Origin of the sequence: Paractinoplanes brasiliensis, assembly GCF_004362215.1 — a bacterium.
Classification (GTDB): Bacteria; Actinomycetota; Actinomycetes; order Mycobacteriales; family Micromonosporaceae; genus Actinoplanes; species Actinoplanes brasiliensis.
Genome location: NZ_SNWR01000001.1, coordinates 3598365 through 3615896, shown reverse-complemented (window position 1 = coordinate 3615896; position 17532 = coordinate 3598365). Strand labels below are relative to the sequence as shown.

General features: G+C 67.9%; 17 protein-coding genes. 12 read left to right on the top strand and 5 right to left on the bottom strand.

The window, feature by feature from the left end; genetic code table 11:
• The first annotated feature begins 226 nt into the window (after positions 1–226).
• Both C8E87_RS16135 and C8E87_RS16130 read left to right on the top strand, forming a co-directional pair.
• Positions 227–1585, top strand: a complete 1359-nt coding sequence (locus tag C8E87_RS16135) for a glycosyltransferase 87 family protein (RefSeq protein ID WP_438866177.1) — start codon at positions 227–229, stop codon at positions 1583–1585.
• Between the two features lies 1 nt (position 1586).
• On the top strand, positions 1587–1988 hold the full coding sequence (locus C8E87_RS16130; protein ID WP_438866066.1) for a TFIIB-type zinc ribbon-containing protein: 402 nt from the start codon (positions 1587–1589) through the stop codon (positions 1986–1988).
• Positions 1989–2081: 93 nt separating this feature from the next.
• On the opposite strand, the gene C8E87_RS16125 is transcribed toward C8E87_RS16130, so the two are convergent.
• Positions 2082–3278, bottom strand: a complete 1197-nt coding sequence (locus tag C8E87_RS16125) for an SUKH-3 domain-containing protein (protein WP_133873862.1) — start codon at positions 3276–3278, stop codon at positions 2082–2084.
• A gap of 106 nt (positions 3279–3384) precedes the next feature.
• Here C8E87_RS16125 and C8E87_RS16120 point away from each other — a divergent pair, with 106 nt between their 5' ends.
• From C8E87_RS16120 to C8E87_RS16105, 4 genes are read left to right on the top strand one after another with little or no spacing between them, the layout of a single operon-like run.
• On the top strand, positions 3385–3813 hold the full coding sequence (locus tag C8E87_RS16120) for a YbaB/EbfC family nucleoid-associated protein (RefSeq protein WP_239080229.1): 429 nt from the start codon (positions 3385–3387) through the stop codon (positions 3811–3813).
• The gene (locus C8E87_RS16115; RefSeq protein ID WP_133873861.1) at positions 3803–4120 is read left to right on the top strand and encodes a hypothetical protein; all 318 of its coding nucleotides are present in this window, start codon (positions 3803–3805) and stop codon (positions 4118–4120) included. Before C8E87_RS16120 ends, C8E87_RS16115 begins: the two co-directional genes overlap by 11 nt.
• Positions 4117–8199 (top strand): toxin glutamine deamidase domain-containing protein, encoded by a 4083-nt coding sequence (locus C8E87_RS46360; RefSeq protein ID WP_133873860.1) that lies wholly within the window; start codon positions 4117–4119, stop codon positions 8197–8199. Before C8E87_RS16115 ends, C8E87_RS46360 begins: the two co-directional genes overlap by 4 nt.
• The gene (locus tag C8E87_RS16105) at positions 8192–8521 is read left to right on the top strand and encodes a hypothetical protein (RefSeq protein WP_133873859.1); all 330 of its coding nucleotides are present in this window, start codon (positions 8192–8194) and stop codon (positions 8519–8521) included. Before C8E87_RS46360 ends, C8E87_RS16105 begins: the two co-directional genes overlap by 8 nt.
• A 332-nt stretch (positions 8522–8853) precedes the next feature.
• Here C8E87_RS16105 and C8E87_RS16100 read toward each other — a convergent pair whose 3' ends face one another.
• Positions 8854–9831: a hypothetical protein gene (locus tag C8E87_RS16100; RefSeq protein WP_133873858.1), complete on the bottom strand. Its 978-nt coding sequence runs from the start codon at positions 9829–9831 to the stop codon at positions 8854–8856.
• Between the two features lie 354 nt (positions 9832–10185).
• Between C8E87_RS16100 and C8E87_RS16095 the strand changes: the two genes are divergently transcribed.
• The 3 genes from C8E87_RS16095 to C8E87_RS16085 all read left to right on the top strand — a co-directional run bounded on the left by C8E87_RS16095 (position 10186) and on the right by C8E87_RS16085 (position 12378).
• Entirely contained in the window at positions 10186–10392 is a 207-nt protein-coding gene (locus C8E87_RS16095; protein ID WP_133873857.1) for a hypothetical protein, read from the top strand.
• A gap of 133 nt (positions 10393–10525) precedes the next feature.
• Complete coding sequence (locus C8E87_RS16090; RefSeq protein ID WP_133873856.1) at positions 10526–11113, top strand: RNA polymerase sigma factor; 588 nt, start codon at positions 10526–10528, stop codon at positions 11111–11113.
• Positions 11110–12378: a hypothetical protein gene (locus tag C8E87_RS16085; protein WP_133873855.1), complete on the top strand. Its 1269-nt coding sequence runs from the start codon at positions 11110–11112 to the stop codon at positions 12376–12378. Before C8E87_RS16090 ends, C8E87_RS16085 begins: the two co-directional genes overlap by 4 nt.
• Before the next feature lie 68 nt (positions 12379–12446).
• Here C8E87_RS16085 and C8E87_RS16080 read toward each other — a convergent pair whose 3' ends face one another.
• The 3 genes from C8E87_RS16080 to C8E87_RS16070 form a co-directional block, all read right to left on the bottom strand.
• Positions 12447–13592, bottom strand: a complete 1146-nt coding sequence (locus C8E87_RS16080; RefSeq protein ID WP_133873854.1) for a helix-turn-helix domain-containing protein — start codon at positions 13590–13592, stop codon at positions 12447–12449.
• On the bottom strand, positions 13570–14211 hold the full coding sequence (locus tag C8E87_RS16075) for a hypothetical protein (RefSeq protein ID WP_133873853.1): 642 nt from the start codon (positions 14209–14211) through the stop codon (positions 13570–13572). The genes C8E87_RS16080 and C8E87_RS16075 overlap by 23 nt, the downstream gene beginning before the upstream one ends.
• 292 nt (positions 14212–14503) lie before the next feature.
• Positions 14504–14818: a helix-turn-helix transcriptional regulator gene (locus C8E87_RS16070; protein WP_203720664.1), complete on the bottom strand. Its 315-nt coding sequence runs from the start codon at positions 14816–14818 to the stop codon at positions 14504–14506.
• A gap of 233 nt (positions 14819–15051) precedes the next feature.
• Between C8E87_RS16070 and C8E87_RS16065 the strand changes: the two genes are divergently transcribed.
• From C8E87_RS16065 to C8E87_RS16055, 3 genes are read left to right on the top strand one after another with little or no spacing between them, the layout of a single operon-like run.
• On the top strand, positions 15052–15867 hold the full coding sequence (locus C8E87_RS16065) for a hypothetical protein (RefSeq protein ID WP_133873852.1): 816 nt from the start codon (positions 15052–15054) through the stop codon (positions 15865–15867).
• Positions 15864–17252 (top strand): hypothetical protein, encoded by a 1389-nt coding sequence (locus tag C8E87_RS16060; protein ID WP_133873851.1) that lies wholly within the window; start codon positions 15864–15866, stop codon positions 17250–17252. Before C8E87_RS16065 ends, C8E87_RS16060 begins: the two co-directional genes overlap by 4 nt.
• 52 nt (positions 17253–17304) lie before the next feature.
• Positions 17305–17529, top strand: a complete 225-nt coding sequence (locus C8E87_RS16055; protein ID WP_133873850.1) for a hypothetical protein — start codon at positions 17305–17307, stop codon at positions 17527–17529.
• Positions 17530–17532: the final 3 nt, after the last annotated feature.

Sequence of the window (17532 nt, the reverse complement as noted above, 5' to 3'; positions counted from 1 at the left end):
AGCGCGCGAGCCCGACGACAACGCGACCAGCGAAGAACCCGACAAACCACATTCGAATACGGCAGACACCGACAAAGCCCCAACCGCCGCTCCGCCTGCCGAACCGGCACCCACCGAATCCGGGCCGGCCGCCGACGCTGAGCCCGCCCTCGCGCCGGAGCCGGCACCCGCGAAGCCCCGACTCGCCCCCAACAAGCTCGTTCCCAGAACTCGGGCGGGACGGCTGCTGGCCCGGGTCGATCAGGCAGCCGGTGGTTACGCGGCCGATCTCGCCCTTTACGCGCTGTCCGCGGCCTTCGCCCTGGTCACCGCACTGTCATCGACGCTGCTACCCCACCGCGCCTGGGGATCCGTTGCCGTCTGGGCCTACGCCGACGCGTTCTTGCTCGTCTTCCTGCAGTTCCTCGGCTACCGCCTGGTCCGCGACCGTCTCGAGGCCACCACCCGTCCCTGGCGCCTGCTCCGGCTGCTCGTCGGCAACGGCGCCCGCACCACCCTGACCTGGCTCACCTGGGCCGGCGCCGCGCTGCTCCCGCTGGTCATCCAGTCGGTGCAGCGGGCCAACGGCCGCACCGACCGTGCGCAGGAGGAGGTGCTGGTCGTCGAACGCATGGGCGAGCGCCTTCTCAACGACGGCACCCCGTACCTGTCCCGTGAGGCCATCGCCGCCCTGCCCGCCGACGAGCGCCTGGGCGCCTACAGCCCGTACCAGCCCGGCATGTCGGTCTTCGGCCTGCCCCGCGCCCTGGCCGGCGACGCCTGGTGGACGGACGCCCGCATCTGGTTCGCTCTGTTCACCGCGTTGATCCTGATCACCGCGGTGCTGCTGCTGCGCCCCCGGCCCGCCCCTGCCGACGACAACGCCACCGTCCGCGGCAGCCGGGCCGATCTCTGGCGCTCGTTCGCCACCGTCCGAGCTCTACAGGCAGTGACAGTCCTCCCGGTCTGTGCCCTGACCCTGGCCACCGGCGGCGATGACATCCCCGTCCTCGCGCTCTGCCTCCTGGCTCTGGTCTTCGCCGCTACGGATCGTTATGGCTGGGCCGGTGTGGCCGTCGGCGCGGCCGCGGCATGCAAACTCTTCGCGCTCCCCGTCGTGGCCGTTCTGGCCGTGCTCGCGATGGCCGTGGCCCGGGGTGGCAAGCTCCTGCCGGGCGCCCTGGGCCTGCCCATCCTGGTTCTGATCCCGCCGTTCCAGGTCGACCAGGACGCCTTCCTCGAGAACGTGATCCGCTTCCCGCTGGGCCACGGCTTGGTCACCAGCCCGGCCCAGTCCCCGTTCCCCGGTTACCTGATCGCACAGAACGTGCCCGGCGGCCGGTTGGTAGCGCTCGGCTTGCTGCTTGTCGTCGCGGCCGTCATCACCGTACGCATCCTCTGGTGGCCCCCACGCACGGCGAGCGCGGCCGCCGCCATCTGCGGGTGGGGGCTCCTGGCCGCGATCCTGCTCATGCCGACCACCCGTTTCGGTTACCTTCTGTACCCGATCGCGTTCCTGGTCTGGGCAGCCGCTCTGCGCCCGGTACTCAGGAACCACACAGCCACAAGTGCCCCGTCCGATGACACGGCCTTGTACCGTCGGTGAGATGCAGATGACCTGTCCGAAGTGTCACGGCCAGATGCGGGTGTACGAGCGCAGCGGCGTCACAGTCGATCAGTGCACCGAGTGCCGGGGGATCTTCCTGGATCGCGGTGAGCTCGAGAAGCTGTTCGAGGCCGAGGCGAACTTCAACACCCGTCAGGCTCCACCGGCTCCCGCACCCGGCGCCCCGCCGCGCCCGGCCGGCGCCCCTCAGCCGGGTTACGGTCAGCCGCAGCCCGGGGGCTACGCGCCGCCGCCTCCACCGCCCGGTTACGGCCAGCCCACTCCCGGCTATCCGCCGGCCGCCGTCCCGGGGGCCTACGGCGGCCATCACGGCCACTACCGGCGCGGCCACCACGGCCACTACCACCGTCGCAAGAGCTTCCTGCACAACCTGTTCGACTGACACAGCCGACAGAGCCATCCGCCGGCTCCCCGCATCGGGAGCCGGCGGAAACCCCTGCGCGCGCCCGACTCACGACGGCAGCAGCCGAGGCCCCTACCAGCTGCCGTCGTCGCGTACCCGTCGCGCCGGCCCGTCCCCGGTCAGCAGCCCGGTGAGCGCCTCGTCGAGCGTGCTCCCGACGAACCATTCGCCCGCCTGGTCGAGCACGAACACCCTGCCCAGCTCGTCGATCGCCACCACCGCGTCGCCGCCCTCGATGCCGATCGGGAACAGCGGCACCCCGATGACCTCGGCGAACTCCAGCAGAGCAGCGGCTGACCAGGCCCCCGGCACCGGGTCGAGACGCAGCAACCGGATCGCCCGCCGCAGCCCCGGCCCCCGCCGCGCGCAGCGCACCCCGGGGAAGTCGGCAATCGCCGCCCGAGCCGCCTCGAACGGCCGCAGCCGCCCGCCGGACGCCTCGACGGCCCGTTCGACGGCGTCCTCACCGCTCGACGGCCCGATCCACCCGCCCCCGGCCAGCACGCGCGCCACCTCGTACGGGAAACGCCCGGTCACCGGGATGCGATCGGAGCCGTGCCGCCACTCGGAGGCGAACGCCCTGTCCGACCACGGCAGCACGGCCAGGTCCACGAGGACGCCGATGCAGGTCTCGCACGGACGGTTCTCCTGGCCTGCCATCGGGTCGGCCTGATCGCGTACGAGAAAAGCGGCGAAGGTCGCCCCGGTCAGCCAGGCCCGAGCGTCGTCGAGAGTGATCTCGCGCCCCCGGGCGCGGGTGGCGTCGTGCAGCGCGTCGGAGACGGCGATCAACTCGGCGTGCCGGTCGACGCCGCGCACGTGGGCCTCCGCGCCGAGCATGTCGAGCCGGTCGATCACCAGCGGGTGGTGGTTGATGTGCTGGTCACCCTTCGCACCCTGCGTCCGGAACAGCCGCTCACCCACGGTGAGGTGCGCAACAGTGGTCGGGGTGGGCCGCCGGCGTGTCAGCCGCAGCAACGAGACCGCCGGGTCAACCGTGCCGGGCGGTGTCGGACGGCGTTCGCGATAGATGGCGGCGATCTCCTCGGGCGGCACGCCGGGCCAGGTCGACAGCACACCCGTCTCGCGGTCGATCACCGTACGTGCTCCGTCGCCGGGCACGGAGAGCACAGTCGACGGCTGCCGCGTCCAGATCACATACCCGAGGTCGAACTCCGCCAGCATCGGCTCGCACCCGTATCCGCGCTGCTCGGACTCGTTGCTCGCCCAGCGCGCGGCGACCGCCTCGGCCTCCTCCCGCGTGATCATCCGCTCGCTCCCTCCGGAGAACTGAACCCGATCGCCTGACACGACGTTCGCAGATTGAAGTTAACCGAACACGCAAAGTCTCGGTACGGACGAGGGGTGTGGCCCGGTGGCTGTGACGGCGAATCGCGAGGCGAACCAGGAACTGCGCGCTCGGCTCGCGGAAGTGCACAAGCGCTATGCACGTATGCGATCCGATCTGGACGATCTGCAAAGGCGCCTGGACGCCGTCCGGGTCACGGTTGTTTCGGCCGACGGACTGGTCCGGGTGACAGTGGGTCCGCGGGGCCAGTTGATCGACGTGAAGTTGATCCGCAGGGCCACTCGGAACATGGACAACGAATACGTTTCCCGGACGATCCTGGCCACCGTCCACAGTGCTTCCGCGCAGGCTGCGGAACGCGTTCAGACTTTGATGGCCGACTATCTCCCCGACGATTCCGGCACTCTTCGCTATCTGCGGGACAACGACTTCGGCTCACTGCTGGGACGGTCCGACGAGATCGTTCAGGATGCGGCCGGCCGCGATGACCGGTAACCGGCTGCGGCTCGACGCCGACGAGGCTCTCGCGGGTTCACGCGCCCTGAGCGCGGCCGGCGAGGACCTCGGCGCGCGCCGGCTGCGGACCGGGACGGAGATCGCCGCGGCCAGTTCCGCCGCGCCGTGGGGCCGCGACGAGTACGGGCGGTCGTTCGAGGTGCACTACCGGCCGTTCGAGGAGCAAGTGCTCGAGGCGTGGGAGCGGCTCGCGGCGTACGTGTCCGGCCTGGGTGACGCCGCGGCGCAGTCCGTACGGGACAACGTCGGCGCCGACGTCGACGCGGCGAGGCGGTTCCGGTCATGAGCGTGCTGCCCAGCCCCGTGCCCCACCCTCTTGAGTTCAGCCCGTTCGACGTGCCCGCCTGGGCGTACGAGGCGCTGGAATGGGTTGTCGGTTTCGACTGGCCGGCCGGGAACGAGGTCGCCACCTGGGACGTCGCCGACCGCTGGTTCGCGCTGGCCTCGACACTGGCCGCTCCCAACGAGGCAGCGATGGCCGCCGCCAACCGGTTCGTGAGCGGCTACGGCGGCGAGGGCGTCACGGCCGAGGGCTTCGAGGACGCCTGGCACCTGGTCGCGGGCGACGAGAACGCCCCGCTGCACGATCTTCTGCGGGTCTCCGACGAGCTGGGCAAACTGGTCGAGGGGGCCGGCGCCGACATCGAGGCGGCCAAACTCGAGGCCTGGATCGAGATCGGCATCTTCCTCATCGAGCTTGTCGGCATGGCGGTCGCCGTCACGCTCACGCTCGGGGCCGCCTCGCCCGCGGCCGGCGGCCTGATAGTCGCCACCCGCCTGGCCATCCAGCAGATCTTCAAACGCCTGGCCGCGCAGCTCGGCAAGAAGGCGCTCAAGCAGACCGCGGGCCGCACGATCAAGCAGCTCTCCACCCGCGAGGGCCTGCAGCGGTTCGGCCGCGGCGCGCTCCGCGAGGGCTTCGACGAGGCGGGCGAAGAGGCCGCGACCAACGGCGGCATCCAGCTCTATCAGCAGTCAACGGGTCGCTCGGACGGCTTCGACGTGGACAATCTCGGACGCTCCGCCCTGGCCGGTTTCGCCGGTGGCGCGGGCGCGTCGGCCGCACACGTCGGCTCCCACGGCCACGGCGGCATCGCCCGAGGCGCCGGCGGCGAGGTTTTGGCCGAGTTCAGCGCCGCCGCCACGTACGGGGAATTGCCCGATGCCGCAGGGCTGGCAAAATCCGCCACTTCGGGCGCGGCCGGCTCAGCCATCCACGGCGTGCAAGCCCCGATCAATATCGGCCACGTGGACGGCACGAAACTCGATCTGCCGTCGTTCGGCGAAAACCCCTTCAGAGGTACGCCTTCTCCCCTCGATCCGACGAGCGGTGTTCTCTTCTCCGGCCCTGATCCGAGTCTCGGGTCCACTCCCACAACCGCATCCGAGGGCCCATCGCTCTCCTCCCAGTCCCCGTCCGCCTCCCCCGAGCCCGCTCCCATCTCCTCTGGTCCCGACCCCGCCACGTCATCCCCGCCGTCCCCATCCCTGCCGTCCCCGCTGGCGGACCCCAACACCCAGCCCTCGTCGTCTTCCCTCACCGCCGAGTCACAGTCCTCCTCGCCGACCGTCGCCGCGTCACCATCCGCCGACGCGCAGCCGACTCCCGCGCCCTCTTCCTCTGCTGTGCCCTCCGCGCCGGGACCGTCCCCTCAACTGCCCGACAACTCCAACGTGCTGGCCTCCACCGCCACCCTCGGTTTCGCCGACCCCACTACGCCGCTGCAGACCCCCAACTCCCCCCTGGCGGGGCCGGTCACCACACCCAACTCTCCAGTGCTGGGACCGCTCTTCGCCCCCGCCGGCGCGCACCTGAACCGCCGACCGGGCGCCCACCGAGCCCCCGGCGCCCACCGCAAACCCAGGCCCATCCCCTCCGCGGATCTCAACAACGCGACCCTTTCCGCCGCTCTCCCCGACTCGCCCACGCCGCCCCACACACCCACGGTGTCCGGCACCCCCGCCCTGTCCGGCACCCCCGCCCTGTCCGGCACCCCCGCCGTGCCCGGCACCCCCAAGCTGCCCGAAATCCCCGCCCTGTCCGAAACCCCCGGCCTGTCCGAAGCCCCCGCAGTGCCCGGCACACCCACGCAGCCCGGCACACCCACGCTGCCCCGCACCCCCGCACTGCCCCGCACACCCACGCTGCCCCGCACCCCCGCACTGCCCGGCACCCCCGCAGTGCCCGGCACCCCAACGTTTTCCGGCTCCCCGACGCTGCCCGCCTCTCGTACGGTTCCCGGCTCCCCGGCGCTGCCCGGTTCCCCCACTCCGCAGCGAGCCCCGCTCTCCGACCTGGATCGCATCGCCGACGCTCTCGGCCCCCGCGCCGCCGCCCCCCGGCCGCGGCCCCCGATCGACTCCCCCCTCCCGCGCCCGCTGCCCACCACCCCCGCACGCACCACCCCGCCGCCACCGGAGATCCGCGACGAGCAGGCCTACTTCGGTTACGTGGAGCACGCCCGCCAGACCCACGAACGCAACCGCCGCGACGAGTACGCCGCCTACCTGGACTCGATCGCCGAGGACAACCGCGGCAAGATCGTCGATCTGGGCCGCCGAGCCGACGAGGCCGAACGCGCCGGTCTGACCCTGCGCGCCGGCGAACACCGTCGCCACGCCGTCGAGCTGAGCGAGATCGTGGCCGAACTGGACGACCAGATCACTCGGGTCCGTTCCGGCGAGCTGGCCCCCGACCGTGTCGAGGTAGACCCGCCCGACTGGGCCCGCATCAACAGCGACGTCGGCAACTTGGCCCCCGGCGGCGTCCGCACCGGCGACGTCTCCGCGCTGGACGGTTTCGCCGGCCGCCCACCCATCGACCGCACCCGCCACTACAACATCACCGGCGGTTTGCGCCCGCCCTTGGCCGTCCACCAGGTCGACCTCGAGAACGCCGTTCCCCGCGACAGCGACGGCCGTGTCTCCCGCCTGCCCGACCCCCGCACCGGCACCTGGTTCCGCCTGGCCAACGACGGCGGACCCGCGGCCGACCCCACCCGAGGCCTGAACTGCGTCGACGGCGTCCTCTCACTCTTCGACACCTACATTCACGGCCGTCCCCGCGTAGCCGCCCCCCGAACCTTCGACGTCTACGCCAACGGCGACCCCGACCGCCCCCTCGGCGGCGAGACCAACGGCATCAACCGCATCCGCCAGGCCACCGGCGGCGACTTCCAAAGCCTTTGCCCGTACGTCGCGGACGCCGACCCCGCCCAGGCCAAGCCCGCCATCGACCAGGCAGTGCAGAACCTGACCAACCACCTGCTCAACACCGGCCACGGGGCCTTCGCCTTCATAGTCACCGACCTCGAAGGCGGCGGTTCACATTCCTGGGCCGCCCTGAACCAGAACGGCACAGTCCTTTACGTCGACCCCCAAATCGGCCGCATCTCCGAGCAAACCCCCATGTACCGCCACCACGGCGTCCCCACCCCGATCAACGTCGTCTCCCTCGAAGCCCTGGTAGTAAACGCCAACGCCACCCCCGCCCCGTTGCCCCACCACGGCCCCGGCGCCTGGTCCGCCACCCCTCCCACCGGCAGCGCCGACGACCAGGTCCTTCAGTCGTTCCCCGTTGATCAACGAGAGCTGTTGGTTCAGTCGGTGGCGGAGGCCGAGCTCACAGCAGCCGAGGTTTCCGCGGATCTGCGCCGGGTCACGTCGAATCTGCCGGGCTTCAACCCGGGGGAACGGCCCGCGCTGGTCGGTGAGGACCATCGGGTGAAGGAACTCGAGTCCCTGGCCCGAAAAGTACTGGTCCGCGTCGAGTTGAAGGGCCTCACCACGGAGGCCGCCCTTCGGACGATCAAGGATCGGGTGCGGTTCTCCATCGAGATGCCGCCGGAGAGGTACGGAGAATCGGTCCTCTCGGTGCTGAATCGGATGACAGAGCTGGGCTATCGCGACATCGTGGTGGAGAGCTTCTGGGCAGATCACGGCCGGCACAACGGCTTGAACGTCAACCTGACCACTCCCGACGGATTTGTCCTGGAGATCCAGTTTCCGACTCCGTCCTCATCGGAGGTCGGGCGTCAGACACACATTCACTACGAGGACGTCCGCCAAGAGAAACTCCCACCCGAGCGGAGGGTCGAGGCCTTCTTGAAGATCCTGCAGATCAACAAGATCCACGGAATCTACTCAAACCCACCACGGAGCTTGGATCTGCTCAATCCGTTCATGCCGGAGCCTCCGACCGACACGACGCTGGCCGGCTGGCTGGGGAAAAAGCGAGTGGTGCTCCTCGCCTATCGTGAACACCTACTCTCAAGCGGTACTTCTTTCGAAGACGTTCTGCGCCGTCACGGCCTCGACCGCGAGGACATCCCTGGTGCCGCCGAGTTGGGACTGTTCGATGAATGACCGCGAGTTTGCCTATGACGTTCTGAGGTCCGCCGACGGCACAACGACCAGCATCATCGCCTACCAGGAGCGCGCTGGATCGCCGTTCCGAGCCGTCATCTGGAGCATCCCCCGACAGCAATGGATCTTCGCACCGGCCATCGCCGCTGATGCACTCTATGACGACGACCCGCAGACCGAGGCCATCGATCGCGCAACGGCGGAGCAACTGGCCCGCGACGTCTTGCACCATGAACTTCCGTCCGAGGTGGCCCTTCTTGCCCTGTGCGAGGAGGGCGAACGCAACGGTTGGGGCTATGGACCTCCTTGTAGGTTCTCATGAAGCATGAGACAGGACACGGTTCTGAACTGCGGAAACGTGGAGAGTCTCAGTCATGTGAGACATGATCAGTCTCAGTAAGAGTGAGATAATTTTGAGTGATTCTCACGAAATATCTGCAGGTCGTCGGCCGTCCCGTCCTGTCTCTGTTGTCATCGGCAGACGGCGTGTGGGGACGTGCGTGCCAGCCCTCGGGCGGTCGGCTGGCCCGGCACGGTGAACGATGCCGGGCGTTCGCAAGGTCAGGTTCCACGGGACGGCGCTGACTACCGACGCAGCCGTAGGGTCGCTCTCGTTGGCCGGGTTAAGTGGTGTCGCGAACGAGCGTGGGTTGCTTAGCCGGCCGGGGGCGCGTAACGCCGTTCGAGGTCGTCGAAGAACCGATCGAGGCGCTGCTCGATGCCGGGCTCGTCTAGTTCGTGGCCGCCGAACCGGTAGACCTCGTAGCCGCGAAGGCGCAGTGTCCGGTCTTCGGCCATCATCGCGGCGTAGCGGCTCGGGTTGGCGTACCGACGCAGGTTGGCGAGCACCTCGTCGTCGGCGTAGTGCTGCACGCCGTCCCACTCGATCACCACTCGAACTCGGTGGGGCAGCAGCAGGAGGAAGTCCATCCGCTGACGGACCAGCGGCGGCGCACTCCGGCCGTAGCGGGCCTGCGGGTAAGGGTCGTAGTGCAGGTAGACCTGCGGAATCAGGGCCGGGATGTCAGGTCCGAGTCGCCGGTAGCGTCGTTTGTACGCATCTAAGATGTTGCGTTCGCCGACGTTGTCGCCCAGCGAGCGTTTCAGCCGGTCGTGCAGGTTGTTCCAGATCTCGCGCTCCGGCAGGTGCGCCAGGCCCGCGTGGATGGTCCACCAGTCGCCGAGTTGCCGCCAGGTGAGACCGTCGTCGCCCAGAGGCCGGTCGTAGATGAGACAGTATTCCGCGTTCTTGATCGCTTCTAGGTCGTTGTTGAGGGCGTCGCGGAAGACGAACTCCGGCTTCGGGCCATCCGCGGCGAAGATGAGGTTCTTCATCTCTCCGGCAACGCCGGTGCCGCGGCCGGCCACCAGATCCGCGAGCCTGGCTGCGGCGTCTCCGCCGTCGCACTCGTCGAGTACCTGGAGCGCGAGCTGGAGCAGTTCAGGTTGCGTTTTGCCGCCCAGGCGGCGCTCGACATAGGCCGCTTTGCTGATCATGGCGACGTCGTCGGGCGGGTGGGGCGGGGCGAGCCCGATTCCGGTGCAGAACTGCTCGACCTTCGGGGCGCTCATCGCCTCGCGCAACGCCTGACCGATCGCTTCTCGCAATTTGCGAGGCGTCGCCGTTCCCATGGCCCGACCTTATGGCTCGCCCGGCCGCTCGCCCAGCCTGATCCAGGCTCAGATTTGGCGGTCTGCTCGGCCCGGATCGGATCGCCGACCTTCGCGGTCTCGCGTGCATGGCCGGCCGGGAGTCAGAACCGGGAGCATCCGAAGCACCTCGCGCCGCGCTCTCGCCGCCGACTCCGGCTAGGCGTCGGGCGCGCCGCCTGAGACCACGACCTGCCGTGAAGCCCATCGGCTCCGCGTGAGACACGCGGGCCAAATCGCGACGAACGCCACGATCTCGGCTGCCGGCCTCACACACAGAGTCCCTCAAGGACCTTGCCCTACGTAAGCGTCATCCAGCACGTAGGAGGATCTCTCATGGCCGGTACGACCGGAACTGATTCGTCGCCCGAACGGCAGCCGCAACAGCGGCCCGACGGGACGCAGGTCTTGCTCCTGGTACAAGGCAGTTGCGCGGCTATCGCCGGGGCCTTCCTCACCACCGGGTCGATTGCCGTGACCGCCATCATCGCCGGCGTCGCGGTCGGCGTGATCACCCTGACCACAAAGCGTCACATCGAGTAGCTGTGAAGTTACAGAAAGAAATGTTGAGAAAGTTGCCCGGCCGACCTCACACACCGGCCTCCTCCCGGACCTATCTCCATGACGCGGCCATCCGGACTGGCCGCCCGACCACGATGATCGGAGGCAGGCCCGAGTGGATGCCGACAACGCCGTAGCGCAGGCCACTGCCGCGCCGCTCGCCACGTCTCGGCCGCATCCGCCCGCCGGCTTCGCCGCGTTCTACCGCGACGAGTTCAAGACGCTGGTCAGGACCGCGATGTACTCAGGCGCGACGCGGGAAGAGGCCATCGAGGCCGCCCAGATGTCAATGGCGGAGGTACTCCGCCGATGGGCGGACATCGGCGATCATCGGGCCTACGGACGGAAGGCGGTGATCAACAACTTCATCAAGGCCAAGACGAACACCCTCGACCGAGTCCGGGCACAGCAGGTCCGCTACGGTGCGGCCACCGCCCCGTCCCAGCAGGACGCGAGCCTGAACCTCTGGGAGGACACCCAGTGGGTCATGCAGTTACTGCGGTCGTTGCCGCCGGAACAAGGCAAGGTCATGGCATTCGTGGTGGACGGCTTCGCGCCGCACGAGATCGCCGCGATGCTCGGCCGCAGCCCGGACGCCGTGCGGCAGAGCCTGTATGAGGCGCGTATCCGGCTCAGGAAAACGATCAAGAAAGACCAGGCGGCGGACCACGACGCCAACCCTTTGGGAGAGGAGGCCCGATGACCATCGACCCGACCTCGTACCCACGACGCGAGGAGCCGTCCGGCGACGAGTTCCGGGAGGTCTTCGACCTCATCGACCAGACCGTCGACGACATCACCGACGAAGACATCGACGTGCACCTCAATGCGCTCTTGATGCTGGAGGGCTTCGACTCAGAGCCCGACGCCGCGGATCTGACGGGCGGTCCCGTCGGCCTACGGATCGACGAACTGGGGCAGTTCAGCCTGGCGGACCTGGCCGGCGCGACAGAGCTACCCGATCTCGAATGCCGTCGCCGAACGCTTCGGGCCGAAATCGCCCGCCTCGATGCCGAGGCCCTCGTCGCACGTCAGCGCCGTGACACCGAACTGTCCCGGCTGCACGCCGCTACCGTTACCGCCGCCGCTGCGGAAGAAATCGCGGCCGAAGCGCAGGCCCGGGCCCACAGCGCGGAGGAGGGCTTGGACGCCTACGTGAACACGGCGCTCGACCGGGCGCAAGAGATTCTCGACAAGGCGCGCGCCGACGCGGACGCTATGATCGCCGAGGCGCGACTGAAAGCTGAGGAAATCGACAGATCCCGGGATCATCTCACTTATCTGACCGGTATTCATGATTCGGGGAAGACTGAGGCTTTGTGGCTGTTGGCAGCGCGCGCCCAGAATCAGGAAGAACACGACGAGGAGGTGGAGTTTTGCTTTGGCACTTGGAGCGTAGGAACCCCGCTCTCGGAATTGCGTCAGGCCGCTGGGAGATTCCGGCGCTACGGCGACGTGGCCGCCGGTGCCGATCTCTGGAAGGGTGACGGGGAGGCTGAAGCTGCTGAACCTCCAGCTAAGAGGCGTCTGGGCGGAAGGCTCCGCGACTGGCTGCGACGTGCTCAACCGGAGGAGGCGAACGAGGAAACGGCAACGGACGCTTCTCGCTCGGCACCGCGCCACATCCTGTCATTCCGATTCGACGATATCGAACGCGTCGCGCATTTTCAGGATGATGAGCTAAGTCCATCCGCTCGTCATTCTCAGGTGTGCCACGATGGTGGTCCTTTTGAAGTGTGGCCCCTCCTGCAAGCGCTCACCGCCCAACCGGGTATTTGGGAAGCGCATGGTGAAATGATTCGGAAAACGCTTTCTTTGATGGCTAATTCACCTGCCGTGACGCAAATATCATTGCCATCCACGCCGGACGTGCGTGTTCTGTCCCTCGGATGGGAAGCGCCGAAGGGTCCAGAGGACTTACCGAACAGCGATGACGACGAGGCCGTGCACGCCGGCGTACAGGACTGATAACACACCGGGCCAGCTGCCCTTCACACCCGTGCTGGGGGTTCTCGGACCGTTCTGCCCTGCGGCCGTCAGCGACGCCGGAAGTTGTAAACCTTCAGCGCCGGCTCGGCGGTCGCTGCCGGAGCGGGCCGTGCCGCCGCCGCGGAGGGCTCGGTGGGGGCGATCGAACGTAGCAGCGTGGGATGGATGGCGAGGTCCTCGGAACCGGGAAGGTAGGGCCGAGGGCCGTATCGGCGCGAGAGCAGCGTCCACAGCAGTTTCGGGGCCTCGTGGCCGACGGTCACCGGCTCCTGCTTACGCCAGCCTTTCGCCGACAACTGCACGTACAGCGAGTTCTTGCGGGTGTCGCCGATGGCCCCGACGGTGTGGGCGCGCATGATGAGGGCCTGGATCGACACACCCCACGTCGCTTTGAGCCGGGCATAGTCCGACAGGGTGAGAGCCTCGGACATCATCGCCGTGGCCCGTTCCACCGGTACCAACAGCGCGGTGGCGAAGCGGTTGGCCTCGTCCTCGGCCACGGCCTGTTGGGTGCGGGGCCGGAATGTGTGCAGCACCAGGTGACCCACCTCATGGGCGAGGGTGAACCGGTCGCGGTCGCCCTGCTGACCGGGGAAGTACCCGACCAGGGCCGCCGCGCCGATACCCGCCCAGTGGGAGACGCCGAAATGCCCGACCGGGATGTTTTCCTCGCCCTCGACATCCGGCAGGACCAGCGGCGCTACCGCGATGCCGGCACGTTCCAGCGCGCGGGTCAGATGAGGGATCGGCGCGGTGGGCGCGAGCCGCAGGGATTCGCGGGTCTCCGCCGCCAACTGCTCGATCTGTTTGTCGTCGAGGTTCTCATCTCCGGCGGCGAACGGCAGTGACGGGGTCGGGTAGCGCTCCGCATCGAATAGGGTTTCAGCGACCCGGAAACTCTCGCCGTAGACAGCATGGACGCGCCGGGTCATCGTCTTGCGGGCCCGTGAGTTCTTGCGGAATCGCAAGCTGTCCAGCGGGACCGACGTCGGTTGAACCTTGAAGAAGGTCAACGGCGTACCGGTGGCGGTGGCGATCTGCGTCAGCTTGTCGTCGGTGGCGTCGCGGCTCCCGGTTTCGACATCGGAGATCCAAGGCTGTGTGACGCCGGAAACCTCGGCCAGCTGAGCCTGAGTCAGCCCGAGGATGTCGCGGAGCGTCTTGAGACGCTCACCCGGCGCTTCCGCCAGCATCTTCGGCCCCGCCTTCCAGACCATCCTCGTCCGGGATGTCTAGTTCCATACCTTCATCCGACGGCTCGAACTCTAGAGCAGCAAGATCCTCCGCGGTCTCCGGCAGAATGAAGTCGATGTCCGTCGCTGCATGATCGCCCCACTTCCAGGTACCGATCGGCCTGACGACGCGGAAGATCGGCACGCCGGTCTTGGCGTCGATGCGCCAGACGAACAGCAGCCGGTCATCCGGTGGGCCCAGCAGGCGCGGTACCGGCAGATCGAACAACGGCGGGTTGCGATAGTACGCCTGCCGGGCGTCGTTGAACCCAGGAGGCGGGACGTCGCTGTCGCGGACGGCGTGCAGGAACCGGATGCGGTAGTCACCGTCGGACAGCCACAACTCGCCGTTGCGGGCATGGTTGCCCGTCAACTGCCAAGGGGCGATCACGGTCTTACCCAGCTGGAGGTGGGCGTAGGCCCGGACGGTGTGGGTCGCGTGCCAGCGGTAGACCGCCTCACCGTCGAGGTCACTCAACACCTCGCGGCGACGTTGATCCGCCCAGGTGAAGACGCCGTGCAGCGGTTCACACAACGGAAGCAGTGCCGTCCGAATCCGCTCGACGTCATCGTTAAACATGCGCGATATATTATCACCGCGATTGTTAACGCGCGAGGTTGTACGCGGCGTGGCGGTTTCGGGCCGGCCGAGCAGAGCCTCGCGATCCGGCCGACTGGCAGCCAGGCCGGAGGCCGCCTGCCAGCGCCGCCGCGCCGCGACCGAGCCTCTCGTCCGCCGCCCGCCCTGGACGCCTTGTAGAACCTCGGCGAGCCGGCGCAGTGGACGGGTGGTCGGGTTCAGAACACGCCGGGGACCGGGGGCCGCAAGTCGTCAGACATATGGTTCCCCGCCTTGGCGGGGCCAGCGGACATCAGGAGGCGGCTTGCCGTTCGTCGAAGGGCTTCGTTCCCCCTGGCGACACGGGGGCGACGGCGCTCGGACCTGATGCCGAACGTGCAGAGCCGACGTTCGCCAGGTCTCCGACTGCCACGTTCAGGCCATACGCGATGGCATGCAGGGTGGTGACCGTCGGGGCGTGCTTCGCCTGCTCGATGTTGATCAACTGACGGCGGGAGACGCCGCTGCGCTCGGCGAGCTGCTCAAGGGTCAGCCCTTCTTCCATGCGGAGCCTGCTGATTGCCACCCCGAGAGCCACCTCGTCGTACGGCGGTGGTGGCTCGATCACGAAATCAAGGCAACTTGCCTCACTCCGGCATGTCAGTGCAGGAAACTGCACTTTCTGAGCTAGATTGCGAAACAGCCGTCCTTGGTGTGATCTCGCCGCGCGGTGGAACTACCGACGACCCCCGTTTCGACCTGGACCGCGACGATGGCGGCTTACTGTCTCCGCCACCAAGGGATGGCATCTCCCCAGCCGGGGGTACGGCGCTTCTGCTACCGAGACAGAAAGCCCTCACCATGAGCGCGAACGATGTTCACTTCGCGGGCGTTCGATTCCCAACGCTGGTGCATGCCCAATGGGCTTTGTGCTTTGAGGACCTATTCGTCCCCTGGCAGTTCCGCAGCCGGAAACTGATCCTGGGCAGTGGCGTGGAGTACGAGCCGGACTTCTGGCTGCCACGCCAGGCGCTGTGGGTCCAGATCGGTGACGGCACCGGCACCGAGGACTTCCGGCGGTGGCAAGAGTTCGCCTTCATTGCCACCACCACAGCCGATGAGGGCCCGGGACTGTCCGCTCCCGAGGTGGGCTGCGGGTTTCCCGTAAGTCACACCGCCGGCCCGCTGTCCGAGGACTGGCAGGCCCGCAGCGTGCTGTTCAGCATCGGTGGCATACCCGCGCCCGAGGACATGTGCGCCACCGGGCCGCGATCCGTCGTTCACCACGTGATGTACACCATCAGCGGCGACTCGTGCCAGTGGACCGCATGTGAGACCTGTGGTCTCGTTGATGTAGAGAACAACAGCCAGGCAGACCGTCTTGTCTGCGGCCACAGCGGTCACACCCGCGACAAGACCTGCCGGGCCGACGCCCCGCGGCTCCTCGCGTCATATCGGCTTGCCCGCCAATCGATCAACGCCCAGCGCGGCGGAACGTGCGCGCGTTGCACTTCACCGCTGAATCTGGGAGATCTCGTCAGCGCCGGCCGGCGTATCGGCCGCCGCCGCTGGTACCACGCCGAGTGTCTGCTCGCTGACCTGCGGCAACGCCATCCCAGACCCCCGGCACAGACCACCACCGACGATGCCCCCGACGCACGGCTGACAACCGGATGACGATGGTGGCGGCACACGACATCCTGACCTGGGACGCGGAGCCCGTCACGGACGACCGCTGCTGGCGTGCACCGGATCTTTTACGCCGAATCGCAGCAGTCTCCGAAGGGCGAACTGATCAGCGATTTCGTCTAGAACATCGCAACGTCGGCCTCGCCAGCGGGTGGGGGATCAGTTTGCTGAGTGACGCGACGATCCCCGGCGTCACTCTGGTGATCAGGTCCGTCCGCATCGTAGTTTGCGGCCAGGCAGAACTGATCCGCTCGATGCAGGCGCTAGCCAGCCTGAACGGCCCTGGGTCGCTGATCGACACGTGGAACTCTTACTTCAACGTGTTCCATCGCGACTACGACTGTGTGATTCCGCGGTTGGCCGAGCGGCCGGCGAGCCCTGCCCACCCGGCGTACTGGACCATGGAGCCCTGCTGGGACACGTTCGATGTCCCGCACCGTGCGGCTCGCCGGCTTGCAGGCCGGGCCGCCGAGGCCCTACGGAGCGCATCCCAACCTGGTGGGGACGCCGCCACCCGCGCCGAGGCCGCCGCCTGGTGGGCGATCACTCCCGATGCGGACGTGTTCGACACCCGCTACCGACAGCCCGATCCGCTGTACTCAGCTGCGATCAAGAACCGTCCAGGCTTACGCGCGAGCATGACCGCGGCCCAGATCGCTGCCGCCTCCTGGCATCTGGACACCCTGGCCCATGGCGGCCTGTACGACGCGTTCCCCGGCCGCCTCGCCCGTGATATATGCCAGATGGCATACCCCGCCCGAGTAGGGCTTCTCGATGACTGGAGAGCATCAGGACGCGGCTGGGAAGAACTCAGGAGCACGTCCTCCGGCAGCGGCAAGCGCCGGCACCGGAAGGCAACCAGCGAACCGATTTGGCTAGCGCACAACCTTGCCTTGAAACAGGCGACTCCGTGGCGCACCGTCCTCACCCGGCTCGGTCTGAGCGACACCCGAGACCGGATCGCGAGCCTCATGACCTTGCGCAACAGTGACATCACGCCCGTCGCTGCCTACCGCTGGGCTGATGCCATGGGCCGACGGCTCTACGCCAACGAACGCTTCTGGCAGGACCTCGTTGATCCACTCGCCATCCGCAACGTCGACCCGCTGGACGCGGGAGCTTGGGCACGCCGGCGTCCTCGCTCATCGCTGGACGTCATCGCGACCGGGCTGACACAGCGGGCGATAGAAGGGTGGACGCGCCCCGAGGTGCGCCACATTCCTTGGCTAATCCGCGACCGCTACCGGGCGCAGAGCGCGGAAACGGGGGTCCGCCCCGGCGACGCACCCAGCCTCTACCGAATCCTGCGCGACGATCCCGTAGACCATGACCGAAGGCTTGCTCTCCTAAAAGCCCTCAACCACAAATCCTGAACCGTGGCCATGGCCACGGCTGAACCCGTACTTACCTTGAAAGGAATCTCTCATGGCCAGAACGATCATGATGATCGACATCGACGACTCGCTGTACCGCGAGGTGGAGGTCGCCGCCCGAAGAATGGACATCAGCCCGGAGACGTACCTCGCCGTCGCTACTGAGCAGTACATGAACCGAAAGAAACGGCAGCAAGCCGCACCCGAGACCGCCGAGACCGCCGAGACCGCCGAGACCGCCGAGACCGCCGAGACTAAAGTTGACGATCAAGCCTGAGGC

What these genes read in the sequence shown, in the direction of transcription:
- C8E87_RS16130 (WP_438866066.1), top strand. Translation starts at nt 1,587, where the DNA reads ATGCAGATGACCTGTCCGAAGTGTCACGGCCAGATGCGGGTGTACGAG.
- C8E87_RS16125 (WP_133873862.1), bottom strand. Translation starts at nt 3,278, where the DNA reads ATGATCACGCGGGAGGAGGCCGAGGCGGTCGCCGCGCGCTGGGCGAGC.
- C8E87_RS16115 (WP_133873861.1), top strand. Translation starts at nt 3,803, where the DNA reads ATGACCGGTAACCGGCTGCGGCTCGACGCCGACGAGGCTCTCGCGGGT.
- C8E87_RS46360 (WP_133873860.1), top strand. Translation starts at nt 4,117, where the DNA reads ATGAGCGTGCTGCCCAGCCCCGTGCCCCACCCTCTTGAGTTCAGCCCG.
- C8E87_RS16105 (WP_133873859.1), top strand. Translation starts at nt 8,192, where the DNA reads ATGAATGACCGCGAGTTTGCCTATGACGTTCTGAGGTCCGCCGACGGC.
- C8E87_RS16100 (WP_133873858.1), bottom strand. Translation starts at nt 9,831, where the DNA reads ATGGGAACGGCGACGCCTCGCAAATTGCGAGAAGCGATCGGTCAGGCG.
- C8E87_RS16095 (WP_133873857.1), top strand. Translation starts at nt 10,186, where the DNA reads ATGGCCGGTACGACCGGAACTGATTCGTCGCCCGAACGGCAGCCGCAA.
- C8E87_RS16085 (WP_133873855.1), top strand. Translation starts at nt 11,110, where the DNA reads ATGACCATCGACCCGACCTCGTACCCACGACGCGAGGAGCCGTCCGGC.
- C8E87_RS16080 (WP_133873854.1), bottom strand. Translation starts at nt 13,592, where the DNA reads ATGCTGGCGGAAGCGCCGGGTGAGCGTCTCAAGACGCTCCGCGACATC.
- C8E87_RS16075 (WP_133873853.1), bottom strand. Translation starts at nt 14,211, where the DNA reads ATGTTTAACGATGACGTCGAGCGGATTCGGACGGCACTGCTTCCGTTG.
- C8E87_RS16065 (WP_133873852.1), top strand. Translation starts at nt 15,052, where the DNA reads ATGAGCGCGAACGATGTTCACTTCGCGGGCGTTCGATTCCCAACGCTG.
- C8E87_RS16060 (WP_133873851.1), top strand. Translation starts at nt 15,864, where the DNA reads ATGACGATGGTGGCGGCACACGACATCCTGACCTGGGACGCGGAGCCC.
- C8E87_RS16055 (WP_133873850.1), top strand. Translation starts at nt 17,305, where the DNA reads ATGGCCAGAACGATCATGATGATCGACATCGACGACTCGCTGTACCGC.